The sequence below is a fragment of the Streptomyces sp. NPDC048270 genome (assembly GCF_040652335.1).
Taxonomy (GTDB): domain Bacteria; phylum Actinomycetota; class Actinomycetes; order Streptomycetales; family Streptomycetaceae; genus Streptomyces.
In genome coordinates this window covers 337,690-357,654 of the sequence record NZ_JBEZLV010000003.1, presented here as the reverse complement: position 1 = coordinate 357,654, position 19,965 = coordinate 337,690, and the positions used below count along the sequence as shown (strand labels likewise).

The following is a 19,965-nucleotide window of genomic DNA, read 5'->3' as shown; positions in this document are numbered from 1 at the left end:
CGTGTGCATCGTCACAGGGGGGCCGGGAGGTGCGGGACCTTGGTCACCGCGAGGTCTGGCCAAAGGACTCGCGCCGGTCGTGGCCCTGGCCGTCGGTCCGGTCGTCGGGCTCGTCGACCCGGTAGCCGGGGATCGAGGGCCATCTGACGGTGAGGACCACGGCGTCCTCCTCCGCATACCAGGAGTGGTCGACGCCCCGTCCCCAGAGCACGTAGTCACCCTGCTCGGAGAGGACGACGGTGCGCCCGGGGAACTCCAGCCGGAAGCGGCCGCTGATCAGCACCAGCAGGGCGGTGCGCTTCTCCGCGGTGGCCCAGCGTTCCCGCGCGTCGCCCTTCGGGTGGACTCCCCACTTGATCTCCACGTCCTCGCTGTGGCGGGGATCGGAGGGGTCCTTGAAGTGGCCGAGGAGCCAGCCCCGGTCGGCGGCCGCGTCGGGGGTGGCCTTGCCGGTGTAGATGGTGGAGTCGTCGTTCACGGGGGTGAGGCTAATGCAGTTGTGCGGCCCGTCCGGACACTGGTCAGCTGGGGCGATGAGCATGGATCACGAGGAACTCAGGACGGTGCGGGCCGCGTACGACGCCCGGATGCGCCGCGGCGCCGAGCCGGACATGGCGCAGGCCCGGGTGGAGCGCACCGGCACGGTCGTCCGCCAGACGGTGCCCGGCCCGGGCTGGAACGGTGTGCTGTGGTCGGACCTCGACGAGGAGACGGCGGACGCGGAGATCGCGGCGCAGGTCGCGCACTTCGCGCGGCTGGGGACGTCCGAGTTCGAGTGGAAGCTGTACGACCACGACCGGCCCGCGGACCTGGGCGCCCGGCTGCGGGCGGCGGGGTTCGTCCCGGAGCCCCCCGAGACGCTGATGGTGGGCAGGACGGCCGACCTCGCCGGGCTGCCGGTGGATCCGCCCGAGGGCGTCACCCTTCGGGTGGTGACCGACGAGGCGGGGGTGGACCTGATGATGGACGTCCACGCGCGGGCCTTCGGCACCGAGCGGCCGCAGATCCGGGAGCAGATGCTGAGCCTGCTGCGCGAGCAGCCGGACTCCCTCGCGGCCGTCGTGGCGATGGCGGGCGGGACCCCGGTCAGCGCGGCCCGGATGGAGATGCGGCCGGGTACGCCCTTCGCCGGGCTCTGGGGCGGCGGTACCGACCCGCGGTGGCGCGGCCGCGGCATCTACCGCCTGCTGGTGGCCCACCGGGCCCGGGTGGCGGCGGAGCTCGGCATCCCCTACCTCCAGGTGGACGCGTCGGCGGACAGCCGCCCGATCCTGGAGCGGCTCGGCTTCGCCGTGCTGGGGGTGACCACCCCTTACGTCTGGTCCAGGGGCTAGGGGCCGGCCTGCGGGTGCACGGGGTGGCGTTCTGGCCGGAAACGGCTTCCCCGGACTCGGGGGCCGCGGGCAGGATCGACCGTATGGAACGCATCGAACGGATCATCCCGCCCCTGACCGGCGACGAGCGCGAGACCCTCCGTGCCTACCTCGACTACCACCGGGCCACCCTCGCCTGGAAGTGCCAGGACCTCACCGACGAACAGCTGCGCCGCACCTCGATGCCGCCGTCCACCCTGTCGCTGCTGGGGCTGGTCCGGCACATGGCCGAGGTCGAGCGGCACTGGTTCCGCCGCGTGCTGAACGGCGAGGAGCTGCCGCACCTGTGGTCGGACAGCCACGACTTCCAGGCCGCCTACGACACCTCCGGCTCCGATCGCGCCGAGGCGTTCGGCGCCTGGGAGGCGGAGGTGGCCCATTCCCGCCGCATCGAGGCCGCCGCCGCCACGCTCGACGTGACGGCCTTCGTGCCGCGCTGGGAGAAGGAGGCCTCGCTGCGCATGCTGATGCTCCACCTCATCCACGAGTACGCCCGGCACAACGGCCACGCCGACTTCCTCCGCGAGGGCATCGACGGGGTCACGGGCGCCTGAGCCGGGAGCCGCCCGCCGGGGCGTCCAGCGCGGGCCCCGCCGGAACACCGCCCCCCGAACGCCGCCGCACCGCCCCCGCCCCCGGAACGCCGCCGACCGGAACGCCGACCGGGAGGCGGAGCCCGGGCTCAGGCCGCGCGCCAGTAGCCCAGCGCGTTCACCCGCTGCCTGAGCAGGGCGAGTTCCTTGCGCAGGTACGCCGTCAGCGAGCGGGTCGTGGCGGTGTCGCAGGCCAGCCAGACGTACGCCGCCGCCGGGTCGGAGCCGACCAGCTCCGGCAGCTCGGCCCGGACCCGGTCGGCCAGCGCCGTCCCGGCCCGCACCACCCGGCGCACGTCGTGCCGGTCCGCGTGCTCCCGCAGCGGCAGATCGGCGTCCGAGTCGTGCTGCGTCTCGAACCAGACCGTCGCCGGGGTCCGCGGGTAGGCGTCCAGCAGGGAGTTGATCGCGGGGAGGGAGGCCGCGTCCCCGATGACGAGCAGCCGCTCCGGGGCCGGGTCCGGAGCGGTGAACCCGGTCCCCTGCACGGTGGCTTCGACGGTGTCCCCGGGCTTGGCCGTGCGCGCCCAGTCGCTGGCGACGCCGTCGTGCAGGGCGAACTCGAAGCAGAAGGTGCCCGCTTCCGGATCCGGGTCCACCAGCGTGTAGGCGCGCTGGTGCGGCTTGCCCCCGCCCTCGAACCACACGCGCACCCACATCGTCGGGTGCAGCGACTCACCGGCGGCGGCCAGCAGCCCGCCGTCCGTGAAGGACACCCGGCGGTAGTGCTCCGTGACGTCCTGCGCCCCCGTCACCGTGAAGGTGAAGTCCTTGCCCCGGAACAGCTTGAGGACCACGCCCTCCCAGCCTTTGCCGACCGCCATGTCCAGCCCCTCCCCCGACACCCTTATAGTTAGGCCAGCCTAACCTAATGCACTATGGGGAAGAGTGTGAGCAGTGTGAGCAGCGAGAGCAGCAACGACCGGGCAGCCGGCGGCGCCCACGAGGCCCGCGGGGCGTACGGGAGCCACGAGGTCTTCCGCGACCCCTGGGGCATCCCCCACCTTCGCGCCGCGGACGCCCTCGCCCTCGCCCACGCCCAAGGCCGCGTCACCGCCCTCGACCGCGCCTGGCAGCTGGAGGTCGAACGCCACCGCGCCCAGGGCTCCAGCGCCTCCTTCCTCGGCGCGGAGTGCGTGGCCTGGGACCGGTTCGCCCGCCAGAGCCGGATCGACGACACCGCCCGCCGCTGCTACGAGGCCCTGGACCCCGCGACCGCCGCCTGGGTGCGCGCGTACGTCGACGGCGTCAACGCCGGGCTCGGCGCCGGAGCCGCCCGCGACGAGCGCTTCGCGCGCACCGGCCTGACCCCCGCGCCCTGGGAGCCCTGGGTCCCGCTGGCGGTCTGGACCGCCACGCACATCCTGTTCGCCGGCTTCGCCACCAAGCTGTGGCGCGACCGGGTGGCCCGCGCCCTGGGCGAGGACGCGGTCACCCTCTTCGCCACCGACGGCCCCGGCACGGCCGGCAGCAACGGCTGGCTGGTTCCGGGCGACCGCACCGCCACCGGTGCGGCGATCATCGCGGGCGACCCGCACCGCTTCATCGAGGACCCGGGCGTCTACCAGCAGATACGTCTCTCCTGCCCGGAGTACGACGTCCTCGGCCTGGCCGTCCCCGGCGTCCCCGGCCTCGCCCACTTCGGCCACACCGGCTCCGCCGCCTGGGCCATCACCAACGCCATGGCCGACTACCAGGACCTGTACACGGAGGAGTTGCGCGGCGAGGGGCCCGGTCTCGAGGCGCTCGGCCCGGACGGCGTCTGGGAGGCGGTCGCCCGGCACACCGAGACCATCACCGTGGCGGGCGGCGAGGGCGCGCCCGGGAGCACCGTCGAGGTCGAGGTCCTGGAGACCGCCCGCGGCCCGGTCATCGTCAACGAGGGCGGCCGGACGCTCTCGCTGCGCTACCCGCCCCGCGTCCGCGAGGACCTCGGCTTCGCCGCCCTGCCCGCCCTGCTGCGCGCCCGCACCGTCGCCGACATCGACCGCGCCTTCGACGGCTGGGCGGAGCCCGTCAACGTCGTGCACGCCGCCGACTCCGAGGGCGGCCTGCTGCACCGCGTCGCGGGCGCCGTGCCGCTGCGCGACAGCGCCAACCGGCTGCGCCCGGTGCCCGCGTGGGACCGGGGCCACGACTGGCAGGGCTGGGCCGAGACCCCCGCCGAGCCCGTGCAGGGCTTCGCCGTCATGGCGAACGCCCGCGGCATCGCCTCCCCGCTGGGCGTGGAGTTCGCGCCCCCGCACCGCGCCAACCGCATCCGGGAACTGCTCAGCGGCTCCGCCGACTGGTCGCCGAAGGCGATGGCCGACGTACACGCGGACACCCACCTGGCCTCCGCCGAACCGCTGCTCGCCCTGCTGCCGGCGCTCGACGGGCTGTCCCCCGCCGCGGCGGACCTGCGCGCCCGGCTGCTGGCGTGGGACCGGCGGATGGCGGCCGACAGCACCGACGCCACCGTCTTCTCGGCCTTCCGCACCGCGACCGTACGCGCCCTCGCCGGCGACCCCGTCTTCGCGGACCTGGCCGGCGCCCCCACCGGCCCGGAGGTGTTCCACCCCTGGCTGTACCTGGTCCCCCGGATCGGCTACGCGCTCGAAGGCCTGCTCACCACCTCCCTCCTGCCCGGGCTCGACCGCGCCGCGCACGTGCGGGCCGCCCTGGAGCAGACGGCCGCGGCCGGCGCCCCCGAGGCCCCCTGGTCACAGGTCCACCGCCTCGCCCCCTGGTCGGCGCTGCCCGACCCGGAGGCCGAGTGGCCCGGCCTCGGCGGCGACCACGACTGCGTGAACGCCACCTCCTCCGTCCCCGGCTTCACCGACCTCACCGCCCGCGCGTCGGCGGCCCGCTACGTCTGGGACCTGGCCCGCCGCGAGGACAGCCTCTGGGCGGTCCCGCTGGGCGCCGACGGCGTCCCCGGCGCACCCCACCACCGCGACCAGCTGCCCCTCTGGGCACGCTGCGAACTCGTCCCCGTCGTCACCGACTGGACCCATCTCACCAAGGAATCCGCATGACCTCCACCGAGCCCGTGTACAGCCACCTCGTCGAGGGCTTCGGCACGGTCACCGTCACCCCCGTCGACCCGGCCGCCGACTCCGCCCTGATCCACAGCTGGGTCACGCAGGAGCGGGCCCGCTTCTGGGGCATGGGCGGGGCCAGCCGCGAACTCGTCCAGGAGATCTACGAGGACGTCGACCGCCGGACCACGCACCACGCGTTCATCCTGGCCCGCGAGGGGGTGCCGGCCGGCCTGTTCCAGACGTACGACTGCGCCGAGGACCGCGTCTGCGAGTGCTACGAGGTCCAGCCCGGGGACACCGGCATGCACCTGCTGATCGCCCCCGGCGACGCCGCCCCCGAACGCGGTTTCAGCGCGGCCCTGATGACCGCCTTCCTCGCCTTCGTCTTCTCCGACGGCACCACCAGGCGCGTCGTCGCCGAGCCGGACGCCCTCAACGAGAAGGCCATCACCCGCCTCGTGCGGAGCGGCTTCGTGCTCGGCCCCGAGATCGAACTCCCGGAGATCGACCTGCCCGAGGTCTACCTGCCGGCGAAGAAGGCCCGCCTGACCGTCTACGACCCGCGGGCCACGCCGGCCGCGGTCTGACCGCGGGCACGGCCGGCCGCGGCTCGCGAGGTCCGGGCCGGCCGGGCGGCGGTCTCGTCCTCGCCTCGGCGGAGCAGGAGCCGCACGTGCGAAGGGGCCGTGCCCGGGTTGCCCCGGGCACGGCCCCTTCGTACGAACGGTCCGGAGGGATCAGCCCTCGGAGACGCCCAGGCGCTCCAGGATGAGCTCCTTGACGCGCGCCGCGTCGGCCTGGCCGCGGGTGGTCTTCATGACCGCGCCGACCAGGGCGCCGACGGCCGCGATCTTGCCGCCGCGGATCTTGTCGGCGATGGCCGCGTTGCCCGCGATGGCCTCGTCCACGGCCGCGCCGAGCGCGCCCTCGTCCGAGACGACCTTCAGGCCGCGCTTCTCGACGACCTCGTCCGGGGTGCCCTCGCCGGCGAGGACGCCTTCGAGGACCTGGCGGGCCAGCTTGTCGTTCAGCTCGCCCGCGGCGACCAGCTCCGCCACCCGGGCGACCTGCGCCGGGGTGATCGGCAGCTCGTCGACGACGACGCCCTGCTCGTTGGCGTTGCGGGCCAGCTCGCCCATCCACCACTTGCGCGCGGCGGCCGAGTCGGCACCCGCCTCGATCGTGGCGACGATGGAGTCCACCGCGCCCGCGTTGAGGATCGACTGCATGTCGTGCTCGGTGACGCCCCACTCCTCGCGGAGCCGGTTGCGGCGCACGCGCGGCATCTCGGGCAGGCCGGCGCGCAGCTCCTCGACCCAGTCACGGGCCGGCGCGACGGGGACCAGGTCGGGCTCCGGGAAGTACCGGTAGTCCTCGGCGTTGTCCTTGATGCGGCCGGCCGTGGTCGAGCCGTCCTCCTCGTGGAAGTGCCGGGTCTCCTGCACGATCGAGCCGCCGCCGCTCAGCACGGCCGCGTGGCGCTGGATCTCGAAGCGGGCGGCGCGCTCGACGGAGCGCAGCGAGTTGACGTTCTTCGTCTCGCTGCGGGTGCCGAACTCGGACTCGGGGGTCGGGCGCAGCGACAGGTTCACGTCGCAGCGCATCTGCCCCTTGTCCATGCGGGCCTCGGAGACGCCGAGCGCCTTGATGACCTCGCGCAGCTCGGCGACGTACGCCTTGGCGACCTCGGGGGCCCGTGCGCCCGCGCCCTCGATCGGCTTGGTGACGATCTCGATGAGCGGGATGCCGGCGCGGTTGTAGTCCAGCAGCGAGTGGGACGCGCCGTGGATACGGCCGGTGGCGCCGCCGACGTGCAGCGACTTGCCGGTGTCCTCCTCCATGTGGGCGCGCTCGATCTCCACGCGGAAGATCTCGCCGTCCTCCAGCTGGACGTCCAGGAAGCCGTTGAAGGCGATGGGCTCGTCGTACTGGGAGGTCTGGAAGTTCTTCGGCATGTCCGGATAGAAGTAGTTCTTCCGGGCGAAGCGGCACCACTCGGCGATCTCGCAGTTGAGCGCGAGGCCGATCTTGATGGCGGACTCGACGCCGATCGCGTTGACGACCGGCAGGGAGCCGGGCAGACCGAGGCAGGTCGGGCAGGTCTGCGAGTTGGGCTCGGCGCCCAGCTCGGTGGAACAGCCGCAGAACATCTTGGTCCTGGTGCCGAGCTCGACATGGACCTCGAGGCCCATGACGGGGTCGTACGACGCGAGGGCGTCTTCGTACGACATCAGTTCGGTGAAGGTGGTCACGGTGAAACTTTCCCTCTCAGCCCAGCAGGACGTCGTCGTCGCCCAGGCGCTTCAGCTCGCGGTACAGGATCGCGAGGCCGGTGACGATGGCGGCGGCGGACACGACGGCGTCGACGAGCTTCAGCGTGTCGTTCTCCGTGCGGGCCTTCCTGGCCTGCTTGATCACGCTGATCGCGCCGAAGGCGGTGGTGCCGATCGACAGGTAGGTGCCGGACCTGGACTTCTTGAAGCCCTTGGCCTTGGACAGTGCACTGGTGCTCACAGGGACGGTGCCTCCTCAAGCAGCGGGTGACCCCAGCGTGCGACGAAGGCGGCCTCGACGGCCGCGCCGACCTTGTAGAGCCGGTCGTCCTTCATCGCCGGGGCGATGATCTGCAGCCCGACCGGGAGGCCGTCCTCGGGCGCCAGGCCGCAGGGCAGCGACATGGCGGCGTTGCCGGCGAGGTTGGTCGGGATGGTGCACAGGTCCGCGAGGTACATCGCCAGCGGGTCGTCGGTGCGCTCACCGATCGGGAAGGCGGTGGTCGGGGTCGTCGGGGAGACGATCACGTCGACCTGCTCGAAGGACTTCTCGAAGTCCTTGGTGATGAGCGTGCGGACCTTCTGGGCGGAGCCGTAGTACGCGTCGTAGTAGCCGGAGCTCAGCGCGTACGTACCGAGGATGACGCGGCGCTTGACCTCGTCGCCGAAGCCGGCCTCGCGGGTCAGGGCGGTGACGTCCTCGGCGGACTTGGTGCCGTCGTCGCCGACGCGCAGGCCGTAGCGCATGGCGTCGAAGCGGGCCAGGTTCGAGGAGCACTCGGACGGCGCGATCAGGTAGTACGCGGCCATCGCGAGGTCGAAGGAGGGGCAGTCCAGCTCGACGATCTCGGCGCCGAGCTCCTTGAGGAGCTCCACCGACTCGTTGAAGCGCTGGACGACACCGGCCTGGTAGCCCTCACCGGCGAACTGCTTGACCACGCCGACGCGCAGGCCGGCGACGGAGCCGTTGCGCGCGGCCTCGACGACCGGCGGGACCGGGGCGTCGATGGAGGTGGAGTCGAGCGGGTCGTGGCCGGCGATGACCTCGTGGAGCAGCGCGGCGTCCAGGACCGTGCGGGCGCAGGGGCCGCCCTGGTCGAGGGAGGAGGAGAAGGCCACCATGCCGTAGCGGGAGACGCCGCCGTAGGTGGGCTTCACGCCGACCGTGCCGGTGACGGCGGCGGGCTGGCGGATGGAGCCGCCGGTGTCCGTGCCGATGGCGAGGGGCGCCTGGTAGGCGGCGAGCGCGGCCGCGGATCCGCCGCCGGAGCCGCCGGGGATCCGGGTGAGGTCCCACGGGTTGCCGGTCGGGCCGTAGGCGCTGTTCTCGGTCGAGGACCCCATGGCGAACTCGTCCATGTTGGTCTTGCCGAGGATGACGACGTCGGCTTCCTTCAGCCTGCGCGTCAGGGTGGCGTCGTAGGGCGGGATCCAGCCTTCGAGGATCTTCGAGCCGACGGTGGTCGGGACCCCGACGGTGGTGAAGATGTCCTTGAGGGCGAGCGGTACGCCGGCCAGCGGGCCGAGCTTCTCGCCGGCGGCGCGCTTGGCGTCGACGGCGCGGGCCTGGGCGAGGGCGCCCTCGCGGTCGACGTGCAGGAAGGCGTGGACCTTCTCGTCGGTCGCCTCGATGCGGGCCAGGTGGGCCTCGGTGACCTCGACGGCCGTGAGCTCGCCGGAGGCGATCTTCTCGGCGGTCTGGGCTGCCGTGAGCTTGATGATGTCGACCATGGCTGTTAGTCCTCCCCCAGGATCTGCGGCACCTTGAATCGCTGCTGCTCCTGGGCGGGAGCGCCGGAGAGCGCCTGCTCGGGGGTGAGCGAGGGACGGACCTCGTCCGCGCGCATGACGTTCGTCAGGGGAAGCGGGTGGGAGGTCGGCGGGACGTCTTGGTCGGCGACCTCGGAGACGCGGGCGACCGCGCCGATGATGTCGCCGAGCTGTCCGGCGAAGTGATCCAGCTCGTTGCTGGACAGCTCAAGGCGCGCCAGCCGAGCGAGGTGGACGACCTCCTCGCGCGTAATGCCAGGCATGCAGCGATCCTCTGGGGGTGGGTGGATGTGTAGGTTCGGGCCCAATCCTATGGGGCCCGGGCCCCGGCCTGCGAAACGGTTCGCGGCCGTGCCGGTACGGGGCCCCGTCCGGGCCCGCACCGGGGCGCTCCCCGGGCTCCGCCCGGCCCCGCGCTTCAAGCGCCGGCGGGTTGGCCGGTGCGGCTCCGCTGCCAGGGGCTCTGCCCCCGGAGCCCCGCGCCTCAAACCCTTGCGGCGCTGAATGTGTCGCCGGTGCCAGCCAAAACCAGCCCCGCCGGCGTTTGAGGCGCGGGGGTCCGGGGCGGAGCCCCACCCAGCAGCGGAGACCGCGCCGCGTGCCCGGGCAGAGCCCGGCGGTGGGGCCTCGCGCATCCGAGACGGAGTCAGACGGAGTCAGACGGCGTCGGCCTCGGCCGCCGCCAGTTCCGCGGAGATGTCGGCCGGGCGGCGCCAGCCGCGTTCGCCGCGGGCCAGCAGCCAGGCGGTGGCCTCCTGCGGCGGCATGGCGGCGGCGACCAGCCAGCCCTGCACCGCGTCGCAGCCCAGGTCCCGCAGCCGCTCCCACGTCTCGTCGTCCTCCACGCCCTCGGCGACCACCAGCAGGCCCAGCGAGTGGGCCAGGTCCACCGTGCAGCGGACGATCTCCGCGTCCTGCGCGTCGACGGCCAGCCGGCCCACGAACGAGCGGTCGATCTTGAGCTCGCTCACCGGCAGGCGCCGCAGGTGGACCAGCGAGGAGTAGCCGGTACCGAAGTCGTCCAGGGACATCTTCACGCCGTGGCCCGTGAGCCCGGCCATGGTGTCCGCGGCGCGCTGGGGGTCTTCGAGGAGCACGTGCTCCGTTATCTCCAGCTGGAGGCCGCTCGCCGGGACCCCGTGCCGGGCCAGCCGCGCGGCCACCGCTCCCGCGAAACCGGGGGTGTGGACGTCGCGCGGCGAGACGTTGACGGCCACCGGCACCTTCAGGCCCTGGGCCCGCCACCGTGCGACCTGCGCGAGGGCCGTCTCCAGGACGTACTCCGTCAGGTGCGGCATCAGACCGGAGGTCTCGGCGATCGCGATGAACTCGTCCGGGGACACCCGGCCGCGCTCCGGATGCACCCAGCGCACCAGGGCCTCGAGCCCGGCCACCTGCCCGTCGAAGCGGACCTTGGGCTGGTAGTGGAGTTCCACTTCACCGGCGTCGAGGGCCCGGCGCAGATCGCCGAGGAGGCCGAGCCGGTCGGGGGTGTTGCTGTCCCGCTTGGACTCGTACACCTCCACGCCCGTGCGGTCGCGCTTCGCCTGGTACATCGCCACGTCGGCGCGGCGCAGCAGCCCCTCGGCGTCCAGGGCGTGGTCGGGGAAGACGGCGAGGCCGGCGCTGGCCTCCAGGACGAGCGTGAGGCCGTCCAGGTCCAGCGGGGAGCTGAGCTCCGCGACCAGGTGGCGGGCGATCCGCTGGGCGCTGGTGGTGGAGTCCGCGACGGGGAGCAGGACGGCGAACTCGTCCCCGCCGAGCCGGGCGGCCTCCGCGTCCTCGGGCAGGGCCTGGCGCAGCCGGTCGGCGATCTGCAGGAGCAGCCGGTCCCCCGCCAGGTGGCCGAGGGTGTCGTTGACCGCGCGGAAGCGGTCCAGGTCGATCAGCACCAGGGCTGCCCGGGTGCCCAAACGTTCAGCCTCGTCCAGGGCGGACCAGGCCCGCTCCAGCAGCCACTGCCGGTTCGGCAGGCCGGTCAGCGGGTCCCGCAGCTGTTCCTCGGCGCGCGCCCGGGCGATCCACAGGGTGGAGTCCAGCGCGATCAGCGGTACGGCGAACAGCGGCAGCAGGACGGGCTGCGTGACCGCGACGACGCAGATCAGCGGGGCGATCCCGAGCAGCGCGACCGCCACTAAGGCCTGCCGGAGCAGGGCCGTGCGGGCGACGGTGGGCAGGCCGCCGCCGCGCGGGGCCAGCGCGATCCACAGCAGGACCCGGGTGGCGAGCAGGTACGTGACGGCGACGAGGACGATCTCGGGTACGGCGTCGATCTCCCAGGTGGTGGGCCGCCACGGGTTCTCCACGGACGGCGTCTCGCCGAAGGCGGCGAGCACGAGGGCTCCCGCGCCGATGCCGAGGATGTCCGCGGAGCCGTGCAGCAGGCCCTGCCGCCAGCGGTGCCGGCGTGCGGCACCGACCAGGGAGACCACCGCGAGCGAGACGAGTCCGGCGGGTACCCAGCCGTAGAGGAGGAGCACGCCGAGGGTCAGCGCCGCGCCCGAGCCGGTGCCGCCCCACCAGCGGTCGCGGCCGAGCGCGACCAGGTGGCCGACGATGACGCCGGTGAGCAGGGCGAGCGCCCAGCCCACCGCGCCGCCGGGGAACAGGGCGTGACGGCCGCTCAGCGCGGAGGCGACCCCTGCTCCGAGCGCCACGACGGCCAGGCCCACGACGGCGAGGGACAGCACGCCGCGCCGCGCCGTCTCCTGCGCACCGGTACCGAGCGGCGGCCGGGTCTCCGCTGTCCTGGACCCCAGGACTCCCGGCCGGCCCGCCCGCATGGACGGGATGTCCCCGCCGAATTCAGGTGACGGGTCGGCGCTTTCGGTGGGTTTCATGCCCGTCCCTCTCACAGCCGGCGATGCCGATGTCACGCGATGGCCCCGATGTCATGCCATCACGGCTGGAATCACGTCCGGCAGCCGTGCACGACAGGCGCACCCCTCAACAGTAGGACGCGGGAGGGTCCCAGGGGCAGCGGTCGGCGGTGGTTGCCCGAATGCGACCCAGCCATCCTCATCAGTACGGTATCCGCCGAACGGGTGAGTTTGGACCAGGACCCCCCAGTCACCCATCCGATGATCCGACAGCTCACCGCCCTACGACCAGCCTTGTACCAGCCGTTTACCACCGTCGCCCGCGCCTGGCGTGCGCCCGCCCGTACGGCCGCACGCCGCGCATCCGTTCACCTTCACCACACCCCCGGGGATCTGTCCGGGCGATTGCCTTCCGGCCGTTACTCCGCTCCGCCGGCGCCGTCCACCGGGAGCGCGCCGCCGTCCACCGGGAGCGCCGCCTCGCGCGCCGCGTCCGGCCCCTGCTCCAGCAGGACCTCGAACCCCGCGTCGTCGAGGATGGCGAGCTTCAGCTGCACGGCCTTGTCGTACTTCGAGCCCGGGTTGTCGCCGACGACGACGAAGGAGGTCTTCTTCGAGACCGATCCGGTGACCTTGGCCCCGCGGCTCTGCAGGGCCTCCTTCGCACCGTCCCGGGTGTGGCTCTGCAGGGTGCCGGTGACGACGACGGTCAGCCCCTCCAGCGGGCGCGGCCCCTCCTCCTCGGCGGAACCTTCCTCCTCCATCCGGACCCCGGCCTCCCGCCACTTGCGCAGGATCTCCTGGTGCCAGTCGACGGCGAACCACTCCTTGAGGGAGGCCGCGATGATCGCGCCGACCCCGTCGGTGGCCGTCAGCTCCTCCTCGGTGGCCTGCTCGATGCGCTCGATCGACCGGAACTCGCGGGCGAGGGCCTCGGCGGCGACCGGGCCGACATGGCGGATCGACAGGCCGTTGATGACGCGGGCCAGCGGGCGGCTCCTGGCGGCCGCGATGTTCTCCAGCATCGCCAGGGCGTTCTTCTTCGGCTCGCCCTTCTGGTTGGCGAAGACCGTGACGATCTTCTCCTCGCCGGTCTTGGGGTCCCGCTTGGGCAGGCCGCTGTCCTGATCCAGCACGTAGGCCTTGATGGGCAGCAGGTCCTCGATGGTCAGGCCGAAGAGGTCGCCCTCGTCCAGCAGCGGCGGCCGGGCGGGCTCGAGGGGAGCGGTGAGCGCGGCCGCGGCCACCATGCCGAAGTTCTCGATGTCCAGGGACTGCCGGCCGCCCAGGTAGAAGAGGCGCTCGCGCAGCTGGGCGGGGCAGGTCTGCCCGTTGGGGCACCGGACGTCGATGTCCCCCTCCTTCATCGGCCGCAGCTCCGTCCCGCACGCGGGGCACTCGGCGGGCATCACGAACTCCCGCTCGCTGCCGTCGCGCAGGTCCACCACCGGGCCGAGGATCTCGGGGATGACGTCGCCCGCCTTGCGCAGCACGACGGTGTCCCCGATCAGCACGCCCTTGGCCTTCACGACCTCCTGGTTGTGCAGGGTCGCGAACTCGACCTCCGAGCCGGCCACCGTCACCGGCTCCACCTGCGCGAACGGGGTCACCCGGCCGGTGCGGCCCACGCCGACCTTGATGTCGAGGAGCTTGGTGTTGACCTCCTCGGGGGCGTACTTCCAGGCGATCGCCCAGCGCGGGGCGCGCGCCGTGGACCCGAGCCGCCCCTGGAGCGCGATCTCGTCGAGCTTGACGACGACCCCGTCGATCTCGTGCTCCACGGAGTGCCGGTTCTCTCCGAAGTACGAGATGAACGCGCGGACCTCGTCGAGGGAGGTGACCACCTTGTTGTGCCGGGCGGTCGGCAGGCCCCACTCGCGCAGCAGCTCGTAGGCCTGCGACTGGTACTCGATCTCGAAGCCCTCGCGGGCGCCGATCCCGTGCACCACCATGTGGAGCGGGCGGCTCGCGGTGACCTTGGGGTCCTTCTGGCGCAGGGAGCCGGCCGCCGCGTTGCGCGGGTTGGCGAAGGGCTTGCCCTCCGCCTCCACGAGCCGGGCGTTGAGCTCCTCGAACTTCTCCATCGGGAAGTAGACCTCGCCGCGGATCTCGACGAGCGCCGGGATCCGTTCGCCCTTGAGCCGGTCCGGGATCTCGGCGATGGTGCGGACGTTGGGCGTGATGTCCTCACCGGTGCGGCCGTCGCCGCGGGTGGCGGCGCGGGTCAGCCGGCCGTTCTCGTAGGTGAGGTTGACGGCGAGGCCGTCCACCTTCAGCTCGCACAGGTAGTGGTAGTCCTGGGTGTTCACGTCCCGCGCCACGCGCTCGGCCCAGGCGGCCAGTTCCTCCTCGTCGAAGGCGTTGTCGAGGGAGAGCATCCGCTCCCGGTGCTCCACGGAGGCGAAGTCCGTCTCGTACGCCCCCGCCACCTTCTGGGTGGGCGAGTCGGGCGTGCGCAGCTCCGGGTACTCCTCCTCCAGCGCCTCGAGCGAGCGCAGCAGCGTGTCGAACTCGGCGTCGCTCACGACCGGCTGGTCGTTCACGTAGTACCGGAAGCGGTGCTCCTCGATCTGCTCGGCGAGCAGCGCGTGCTGCTCGCGCACCGCCGCCGGTACTGCCGTGTCCTGCTGTTCGGCTGCCATGCCGTGTCCTCCCGTGGCCCGTCTCGACCGTCACTCAGGGTTGTCGGCGAGCGACCTCGCCGCCCTGACGCAATGCGCCTGCACCGCGCGGGCGTAGGCGGGTGAAGCGCCCGCCAGACCGCACGACGGGGTGACCACGACGGACTCCGCGAGAGTCCCCGGGGCCAGCCCCAGCCTGCGCCAGAGCTTCCTGACACCCATGACGCTACCGGCAGGGTCCGACAACGGGCCGTCGGTGCCCGGCACCACTCCGGCGAAGAGTTTCGTCCCGCCTTCGACGGCCTCCCCGATCGCGTCGTCCTCGCGCTCGGTGAGCAAAGAGAAATCGAACGACACGCCCGTGGCCCCGGCGCGGCGCAGCAGCCCGAAGGGGACCTCGGGGGCGCAGGAGTGCACGATCACCTCTCCGCCCCCGACGGCCTCCGTCACGGCGAACAGGTCCCGCAGGGTGCCCTCGACGACCTGACGGTCGACGGCGCGGTAGGTGCGGTACCCGCTCGCGGAGCGCACCCGTCCGAGCAGGACGGCGGTCAGCGAGGGCTCGTCGAACTGCAGCACGACGTCCGCGCCGGGGATCCGCTTGCGCACGTCGGCCAGGTGCGCGCGCAGGCCCTCGGCGAGGGATCCGGCCAGGTCCCGGCAGGCGCCGGCGTCCTGGAGCATCGCCTCGCCGCCGTGCAGCTCCAGGGCCGCGGCCAGCGTCCAGGGCCCGACGGCCTGGACCTTGAGCCGGCCGGTGTACCCCTGGGTGAACTCCTCCAGCGCGTCGAGGTCCTCGCCGAGCCAGGACCGGGCCCGCTTGCTGTCCCGCCCCGGGCGGTCGCTCACCCGCCAGCCACTGGGCTCGACGTGCGCGTACATGTCCACCAGCAGCCCGAGGGACCGGCCGATCATGTCCGCGCCGGGGCCCCGGGCGGGCAGCTCGGCGAGGTAGGGGAACTCCTCGAAGGACCCCGTCACGGTCTTGGCGGCCTCGCGGGCGTCCCCGCCGGGCAGCGAGCCGATGCCGGTGGCGCTCGCGGTCATCGGCCGGGCCTCACGGACAGGTCGTTGACCTCGGCGTCGCGCGGCAGGTCGACGGCCATGACGACGGTGGTCGCCACCGACTCGGGGTCGATCCAGGCGGCGGGGTCGTACTCCTTGCCCTCCTGGGAGTGCACCTTGGCCTGCATGGGGCTGGCGGTGCGGCCCGGGTACACGGAGGTCACCCGGATCCCGTTCGCCTTCTCCTCCTCCCGCAGCGAGTCGGCGAGGGCCTTGAGGCCGTGCTTGGAGGCGGCGTAGGCGCTCCAGTCGGCGTGGGCGTGCAGCCCGGCGCCGGAGTTCACGAAGACGACGGTGGCCTTCGAGGCGCGCAGGGTGGGCAGCAGCAGCCGGGTGATCTCGGCAGGGGCGATCAGGTTCACGTTGAGCTGCTGGTGCCAGGTCTTGGGCCGCAGCTCGCCGACGGGTCCGAGGTCCACGATCCCGGCGATGTGCAGCAGCGAGTCGATCCGCTCGGGCACGGCCTGCTTGGAGAAGGCCCAGGAGAGCCGGTCGGGGTCGGCGAGGTCGCCGACGAGCACGCCCGCCCCGGGGTACCGCTCGATGAGCTGCTTGCCGCGTGCGGCGTCGCGGGCGAGGAGGACGAGGTCGTCGCCGCGGGCGTGCAGCCGGGCCGCGACGGCAGCGCCGATGCCGGACCCGGCACCGGTGATCAGGTGAGTAGCCATACCGCCCATGCTCGCACCCCCGGCCTGGGGCCCGTGGTCAGAGGCCCGCGGCCGCGCGCAGGGCGGCGGCCGTCTTGCGTGCGTCGTAGTCCGCGGGGACGCCCTCGACCAGGATGACCTCGCCCGCGATGTGGCGGGTGCGCAGGGGGATGAGCGCCTGGTAGGCGGGTGAGGCGTACCAGGCGCGGGCGCGGGCCATGTCCGGGAAGCCGACCACGACGACCGTGCCGGGGAAGGGGCCTTCCACGACCTCGACCTCGGCGCCGTGCACGAGGAAGCGCCCTTCGAAGGGCTCCATGGTCGACTGGATCCGCTCGATGTACTCGAGGACGTCCTCGTTGACGGTCGCGGGGCGGATGTGGGCGATGGCGTAGGCGGTCATGGTCGGCTCCCCTGTCAACCGGCCCGCCGGTGCGGGCCGTTGCTCCGATCCTGGCAGGGCGCGGACGCGGCGGCGATGACCCGGGGGGTCATGCCGGCGCGGGCTGGAAGGTGCGCCGGTAGGCGATCGGGGAGACGCCGAGGGCACTGCGCATGTGCTGGCGCAGGGAGTTGGCCGAGCCGAAGCCGGCCCGGTGGGCGACCAGGTCGACGGGCAGGTCGCTGGATTCCAGCAAGTGGCGCGCGATCTCCAGGCGTTGGGTGGTCAGCCACTGGACGGGGGTCATGCCGACCTCGTCGCGGAACCGCCGGGTGAAGGTGCGCAGGCTCATCCGGGCGTGGGCGGCGAGCTCGGCCAGGGCGATCGGCTCGCCGAGTCGTTCCAGGGCCCAGGCGCGGGTGGCGGTGGTCGTGGCGACGGTGGGCTCGGGGACGGGGCGGTCGATGTACTGGGCCTGGCCGCCGTCGCGCCAGGGCGGTACGACGCACATGCGGGCGGCCCGGTTGGTGACGGCGGCCCCGTGGTCGCGGCGGATCAGGTGCAGGCACAGGTCGACGCCGGCGGAGACACCGGCCGAGGTCAGGACGTCGCCGTCGTCGACGAAGAGGACGTCCTCGTCGATGCGGACGCGGGGGAAGGCGCGGCGGAACTCCTCGGCGAGGTTCCAGTGCGTGGTGGCGGGCCGGTCGTCGAGGAGCCCGGCGGCGGCGAGCACGTAGGAGCCGGAGCAGATCGACACCAGGCGGGTGCCGGGCCGGATCCCCGCGATGGCCCGGGCGACCGCGGGCGGCAGCGGCCGGCCGTCGGCCAGTTCCGGCATGGCATGGGTGGGCGGGACGATCACCGTGTCGGCGGCGGCGAGGGCCTCGGGGCCGGCGGCGGGCTGGAGGTTGAAGCCGGCGTCGCTGGACACGGGGGCGCCGTCGGCGGTGCAGACGACGACCTCGTACAGGGCCTCGCCGTCGTCCCCCACGGCGCTGCCGAAGACCCGGGAGGGGATGCCCAGCTCGAACGGCGGGAAGCCCGGCAGGGCCAGCACCGCGACCAGGTGACGGCCGTCCGGGCCGCTCCCGCGGCGGGGGGCGGGCTCCGTGTGCTCCCGTGTCTCGCTCATGGCCAGATCCTGTCACATAGTGGCCAAACGGCCAACACCACGCACGTGTGCGGTGGCCCAATCTGGGACACGTCACCGGGGAACGGCCCGGTATCGGACGCAAGCGGATGGAATGAGGCGGACTGAGATGCGCGCGATCGTCGTGAACGAGTGGGGCGGCCCGGAGAACCTGGTCGAGCGGGAGATCGAGCGGCCCGAGCCGGGTCTGGGCGAGGTCCTCGTGCGGGTCCACGCGGCGGGCGTCAACCCGGTCGACTGGAAGACGCGGGCCAGCGGAGCCCTGATCACCTGGGGCGAGACCCCGATCGTGGGCTGGGACGTCTCCGGCACGGTCGAGGCGGTCGGCCCCGGCGTGACCCTGCACGCCCCCGGCGACGAGGTGTACGGCATGCCGCACTTCCCGCGGCAGGCGGGCGGCTACGCGCAGTACGTGGCGGCCCCGGCCCGGCACTTCGCCCGCAAGCCCGCCTCGCTGGACCACGTCCAGGCGGCCGCGCTGCCGCTGGCGGCGCTGACCGCCTGGCAGGCGCTGGTGGACACCGCCGGGGTCTCGGCCGGGCAGCGGGTGCTGGTGCACGCCGCGGCGGGCGGCGTCGGCCACCTGGCCGTGCAGATCGCCAAGGCCCGCGGCGCGTACGTCATCGGCACCGCGAGCGCGGGCAAGCACGCGCTGCTGCGCGAGCTGGGCGCGGACGAGGTGATCGACTACCGCACCACGGACTTCGAGGACGCCGTCGCGGACGTGGACGTCGTGATCGACGCCTTCGGCGGGGACTACGGACAGCGCTCGCTGAGCGTGCTGAAGCCGGGCGGCCACCTGGTGACCCTGCCCGGCCCCGACGGCATCCCGGCCGACACCCGGGGCGTCCGGGCCGCCTGGGTCCTCGTGGAGCCGGACCTGAAGGGCCTGGAGGAGATCGCGGCCCTGGTCGAGCAGGGCCTGCTGAAGCCGCTGGTCGACACCGTGCTGCCGCTGGAGCAGGCCGCACGGGCCCACGAGATCGGCGAGCTGGGCCGCACCACCGGCAAGATCGTCCTGACGGTGGCCCAGGCCTAGGCTTACGCCTGGACGGGAGCGGCGGCGGCCCGGCGGGTCGTGGCGATGGTGGCGGAGCCGACCACGCGGGTGCCGTCGTAGAGCACGATCGCCTGGCCGGGGGCCACACCGCGGACCGGCTCGGTGAAGGAGACGCGCAGTTCGCCGTCCACGAGTTCGGCGAAGACCTCGGTCTCGCCGCCGTGGGCGCGCAGCTGCGCGGTGTAGGTGCCCGGGGCGGCGGGCGTGGAGCCGCACCAGCGGGGGCGGATCGCGGTGAGCGCGGTGACGTCGAGGGCCTCGACGGGGCCGACGGTGACGGTGTTGTTCACCGGGGAGATGTCGAGGACGTAGCGCGGCTTGCCGTCGGCCGCGGGGTGGCCGATGCGCAGGCCCTTGCGCTGGCCGATGGTGAAGCCGAAGGCGCCCTCGTGGGTGCCGACCGTCCGTCCGGACTCGTCGACGATGTCGCCCTCGGCCTTGCCGAGGCGGTTCGCGAGGAAGCCCTGGGTGTCCCCGTCGGCGATGAAGCAGATGTCGTGGCTGTCCGGCTTCTTGGCCACGGCCAGGCCGCGCTCCTCGGCCTCGGCGCGGATCTCGTCCTTGGTGGTGAGGGTGTCGCCGAGCGGGAAGAGCGCGTGGGCGAGCTGCTTCTCGTCGAGGACGCCGAGGACGTACGACTGGTCCTTGGCCATGTCGGAGGCGCGGTGCAGCTCGCGGGAGCCGTCCTCGTTCTCGACGACGGTGGCGTAGTGGCCGGTACAGACGGCGTCGAAGCCGAGGGCGAGGGCCTTGTCGAGGAGCGCCGCGAACTTGATCTTCTCGTTGCAGCGCAGGCAGGGGTTGGGAGTGCGCCCGGCCTCGTACTCGGAGATGAAGTCCTCGACCACGTCCTCGCGGAAGCGCTCGGCGAGGTCCCAGACGTAGAAGGGGATGCCGATGACGTCCGCGGCTCGGCGGGCGTCGCGGGAGTCCTCGATGGTGCAGCAGCCGCGGGCGCCGGTCCGGAAGGACTGCGGGTTGGCGGAGAGCGCGAGGTGGACGCCGGTCACGTCGTGCCCGGCTTCGACCGCGCGGGCGGCGGCGACGGCGGAGTCCACGCCGCCGGACATGGCGGCCAGGACGCGAAGGGGGCGGGAGGTGCGCGGCAGGTTCTCAGTCATAGCACCCTCCAGGGTACGGGGAACCGTGAGGGGTCACAGCGCGTTATCGGCGGTGGGGGGTGGAT

Annotated in this window: 18 protein-coding genes; 5 read left to right on the top strand and 13 right to left on the bottom strand. The window is 73.2% G+C overall.

Features of this window, described 5'->3' with window-relative positions; genetic code table 11:
* Positions 1–43 precede the first annotated feature (43 nt).
* A complete protein-coding gene (locus tag AB0D66_RS04880; protein ID WP_362296626.1) occupies positions 44–478 on the bottom strand; it encodes a signal peptidase I in 435 nt (144 codons plus the stop codon).
* Positions 479–539: 61 nt separating this feature from the next.
* On the opposite strand from AB0D66_RS04880, the gene AB0D66_RS04875 reads away from it, so the two are divergent.
* Both AB0D66_RS04875 and AB0D66_RS04870 read left to right on the top strand, forming a co-directional pair.
* Complete coding sequence (locus AB0D66_RS04875; RefSeq protein WP_362296781.1) at positions 540–1,334, top strand: GNAT family N-acetyltransferase; 795 nt, start codon at positions 540–542, stop codon at positions 1,332–1,334.
* An 83-nt stretch (positions 1,335–1,417) separates the two neighbouring features.
* Positions 1,418–1,927 (top strand): DinB family protein, encoded by a 510-nt coding sequence (locus AB0D66_RS04870; RefSeq protein ID WP_362296623.1) that lies wholly within the window; start codon positions 1,418–1,420, stop codon positions 1,925–1,927.
* Positions 1,928–2,055: 128 nt separating this feature from the next.
* Here the strand turns inward: AB0D66_RS04870 and AB0D66_RS04865 are convergent, their stop codons facing one another.
* Complete coding sequence (locus AB0D66_RS04865) at positions 2,056–2,790, bottom strand: siderophore-interacting protein (RefSeq protein WP_362296620.1); 735 nt, start codon at positions 2,788–2,790, stop codon at positions 2,056–2,058.
* A 171-nt stretch (positions 2,791–2,961) separates the two neighbouring features.
* On the opposite strand from AB0D66_RS04865, the gene AB0D66_RS04860 reads away from it, so the two are divergent.
* Positions 2,962–4,983: a penicillin acylase family protein gene (locus tag AB0D66_RS04860; protein WP_362296778.1), complete on the top strand. Its 2,022-nt coding sequence runs from the start codon at positions 2,962–2,964 to the stop codon at positions 4,981–4,983.
* A complete protein-coding gene (locus AB0D66_RS04855; RefSeq protein WP_362296617.1) occupies positions 4,980–5,576 on the top strand; it encodes a GNAT family N-acetyltransferase in 597 nt (198 codons plus the stop codon). Before AB0D66_RS04860 ends, AB0D66_RS04855 begins: the two co-directional genes overlap by 4 nt.
* A gap of 150 nt (positions 5,577–5,726) precedes the next feature.
* Here AB0D66_RS04855 and gatB read toward each other — a convergent pair whose 3' ends face one another.
* From gatB to AB0D66_RS04805, 10 genes are all read right to left on the bottom strand, one after another.
* A complete protein-coding gene (gene gatB, locus AB0D66_RS04850; RefSeq protein ID WP_362296775.1) occupies positions 5,727–7,220 on the bottom strand; it encodes an Asp-tRNA(Asn)/Glu-tRNA(Gln) amidotransferase subunit GatB in 1,494 nt (497 codons plus the stop codon).
* Between the two features lie 37 nt (positions 7,221–7,257).
* On the bottom strand, positions 7,258–7,503 hold the full coding sequence (locus AB0D66_RS04845; RefSeq protein WP_362296614.1) for a hypothetical protein: 246 nt from the start codon (positions 7,501–7,503) through the stop codon (positions 7,258–7,260).
* On the bottom strand, positions 7,500–8,993 hold the full coding sequence (gene gatA / locus AB0D66_RS04840) for an Asp-tRNA(Asn)/Glu-tRNA(Gln) amidotransferase subunit GatA (protein ID WP_362296611.1): 1,494 nt from the start codon (positions 8,991–8,993) through the stop codon (positions 7,500–7,502). Before gatA ends, AB0D66_RS04845 begins: the two co-directional genes overlap by 4 nt.
* 5 nt (positions 8,994–8,998) lie before the next feature.
* Entirely contained in the window at positions 8,999–9,295 is a 297-nt protein-coding gene (gene gatC / locus AB0D66_RS04835; RefSeq protein WP_030010586.1) for an Asp-tRNA(Asn)/Glu-tRNA(Gln) amidotransferase subunit GatC, read from the bottom strand.
* Positions 9,296–9,688: 393 nt separating this feature from the next.
* Positions 9,689–11,872: a bifunctional diguanylate cyclase/phosphodiesterase gene (locus tag AB0D66_RS04830; protein ID WP_362296608.1), complete on the bottom strand. Its 2,184-nt coding sequence runs from the start codon at positions 11,870–11,872 to the stop codon at positions 9,689–9,691.
* Between the two features lie 398 nt (positions 11,873–12,270).
* Positions 12,271–14,493 (bottom strand): NAD-dependent DNA ligase LigA, encoded by a 2,223-nt coding sequence (ligA, locus tag AB0D66_RS04825; RefSeq protein ID WP_362296605.1) that lies wholly within the window; start codon positions 14,491–14,493, stop codon positions 12,271–12,273.
* Positions 14,494–14,523: 30 nt separating this feature from the next.
* Positions 14,524–15,519, bottom strand: coding sequence for a methionine synthase (locus AB0D66_RS04820; RefSeq protein ID WP_362296602.1), 996 nt, complete (start codon positions 15,517–15,519; stop codon positions 14,524–14,526).
* The gene (locus tag AB0D66_RS04815; protein ID WP_362296599.1) at positions 15,516–16,205 is read right to left on the bottom strand and encodes an SDR family oxidoreductase; all 690 of its coding nucleotides are present in this window, start codon (positions 16,203–16,205) and stop codon (positions 15,516–15,518) included. The genes AB0D66_RS04820 and AB0D66_RS04815 overlap by 4 nt, the downstream gene beginning before the upstream one ends.
* Before the next feature lie 37 nt (positions 16,206–16,242).
* Positions 16,243–16,587 (bottom strand): DUF1330 domain-containing protein, encoded by a 345-nt coding sequence (locus tag AB0D66_RS04810; RefSeq protein WP_362296596.1) that lies wholly within the window; start codon positions 16,585–16,587, stop codon positions 16,243–16,245.
* Positions 16,588–16,675: 88 nt separating this feature from the next.
* A complete protein-coding gene (locus AB0D66_RS04805; protein WP_362296594.1) occupies positions 16,676–17,701 on the bottom strand; it encodes a helix-turn-helix domain-containing protein in 1,026 nt (341 codons plus the stop codon).
* A 127-nt stretch (positions 17,702–17,828) separates the two neighbouring features.
* Here AB0D66_RS04805 and AB0D66_RS04800 point away from each other — a divergent pair, with 127 nt between their 5' ends.
* Positions 17,829–18,758 carry an NADP-dependent oxidoreductase gene (locus tag AB0D66_RS04800; protein WP_362296591.1) on the top strand — a complete coding sequence of 310 codons (930 nt, stop codon included), beginning with the start codon at positions 17,829–17,831 and terminating at the stop codon, positions 18,756–18,758.
* 2 nt (positions 18,759–18,760) lie between these two features.
* Here AB0D66_RS04800 and mnmA read toward each other — a convergent pair whose 3' ends face one another.
* Positions 18,761–19,900 carry a tRNA 2-thiouridine(34) synthase MnmA gene (gene mnmA, locus AB0D66_RS04795; protein WP_362296588.1) on the bottom strand — a complete coding sequence of 380 codons (1,140 nt, stop codon included), beginning with the start codon at positions 19,898–19,900 and terminating at the stop codon, positions 18,761–18,763.
* Between the last annotated feature and the right edge of the window lie 65 nt (positions 19,901–19,965).

Coding starts and splice junctions, on each gene's coding strand:
- AB0D66_RS04875 (WP_362296781.1), top strand. CDS start 540: ATGGATCACGAGGAACTCAGGACGGTGCGGGCCGCGTACGACGCCCGG.
- AB0D66_RS04870 (WP_362296623.1), top strand. CDS start 1,418: ATGGAACGCATCGAACGGATCATCCCGCCCCTGACCGGCGACGAGCGC.
- AB0D66_RS04865 (WP_362296620.1), bottom strand. CDS start 2,790: ATGGCGGTCGGCAAAGGCTGGGAGGGCGTGGTCCTCAAGCTGTTCCGG.
- AB0D66_RS04855 (WP_362296617.1), top strand. CDS start 4,980: ATGACCTCCACCGAGCCCGTGTACAGCCACCTCGTCGAGGGCTTCGGC.
- gatB (WP_362296775.1), bottom strand. CDS start 7,220: ATGTCGTACGAAGACGCCCTCGCGTCGTACGACCCCGTCATGGGCCTC.
- gatA (WP_362296611.1), bottom strand. CDS start 8,993: ATGGTCGACATCATCAAGCTCACGGCAGCCCAGACCGCCGAGAAGATC.
- gatC (WP_030010586.1), bottom strand. CDS start 9,295: ATGCCTGGCATTACGCGCGAGGAGGTCGTCCACCTCGCTCGGCTGGCG.
- AB0D66_RS04830 (WP_362296608.1), bottom strand. CDS start 11,872: ATGAAACCCACCGAAAGCGCCGACCCGTCACCTGAATTCGGCGGGGAC.
- ligA (WP_362296605.1), bottom strand. CDS start 14,493: ATGGCAGCCGAACAGCAGGACACGGCAGTACCGGCGGCGGTGCGCGAG.
- AB0D66_RS04820 (WP_362296602.1), bottom strand. CDS start 15,519: ATGACCGCGAGCGCCACCGGCATCGGCTCGCTGCCCGGCGGGGACGCC.
- AB0D66_RS04815 (WP_362296599.1), bottom strand. CDS start 16,205: ATGGCTACTCACCTGATCACCGGTGCCGGGTCCGGCATCGGCGCTGCC.
- AB0D66_RS04810 (WP_362296596.1), bottom strand. CDS start 16,587: ATGACCGCCTACGCCATCGCCCACATCCGCCCCGCGACCGTCAACGAG.
- AB0D66_RS04805 (WP_362296594.1), bottom strand. CDS start 17,701: ATGAGCGAGACACGGGAGCACACGGAGCCCGCCCCCCGCCGCGGGAGC.
- AB0D66_RS04800 (WP_362296591.1), top strand. CDS start 17,829: ATGCGCGCGATCGTCGTGAACGAGTGGGGCGGCCCGGAGAACCTGGTC.
- mnmA (WP_362296588.1), bottom strand. CDS start 19,900: ATGACTGAGAACCTGCCGCGCACCTCCCGCCCCCTTCGCGTCCTGGCC.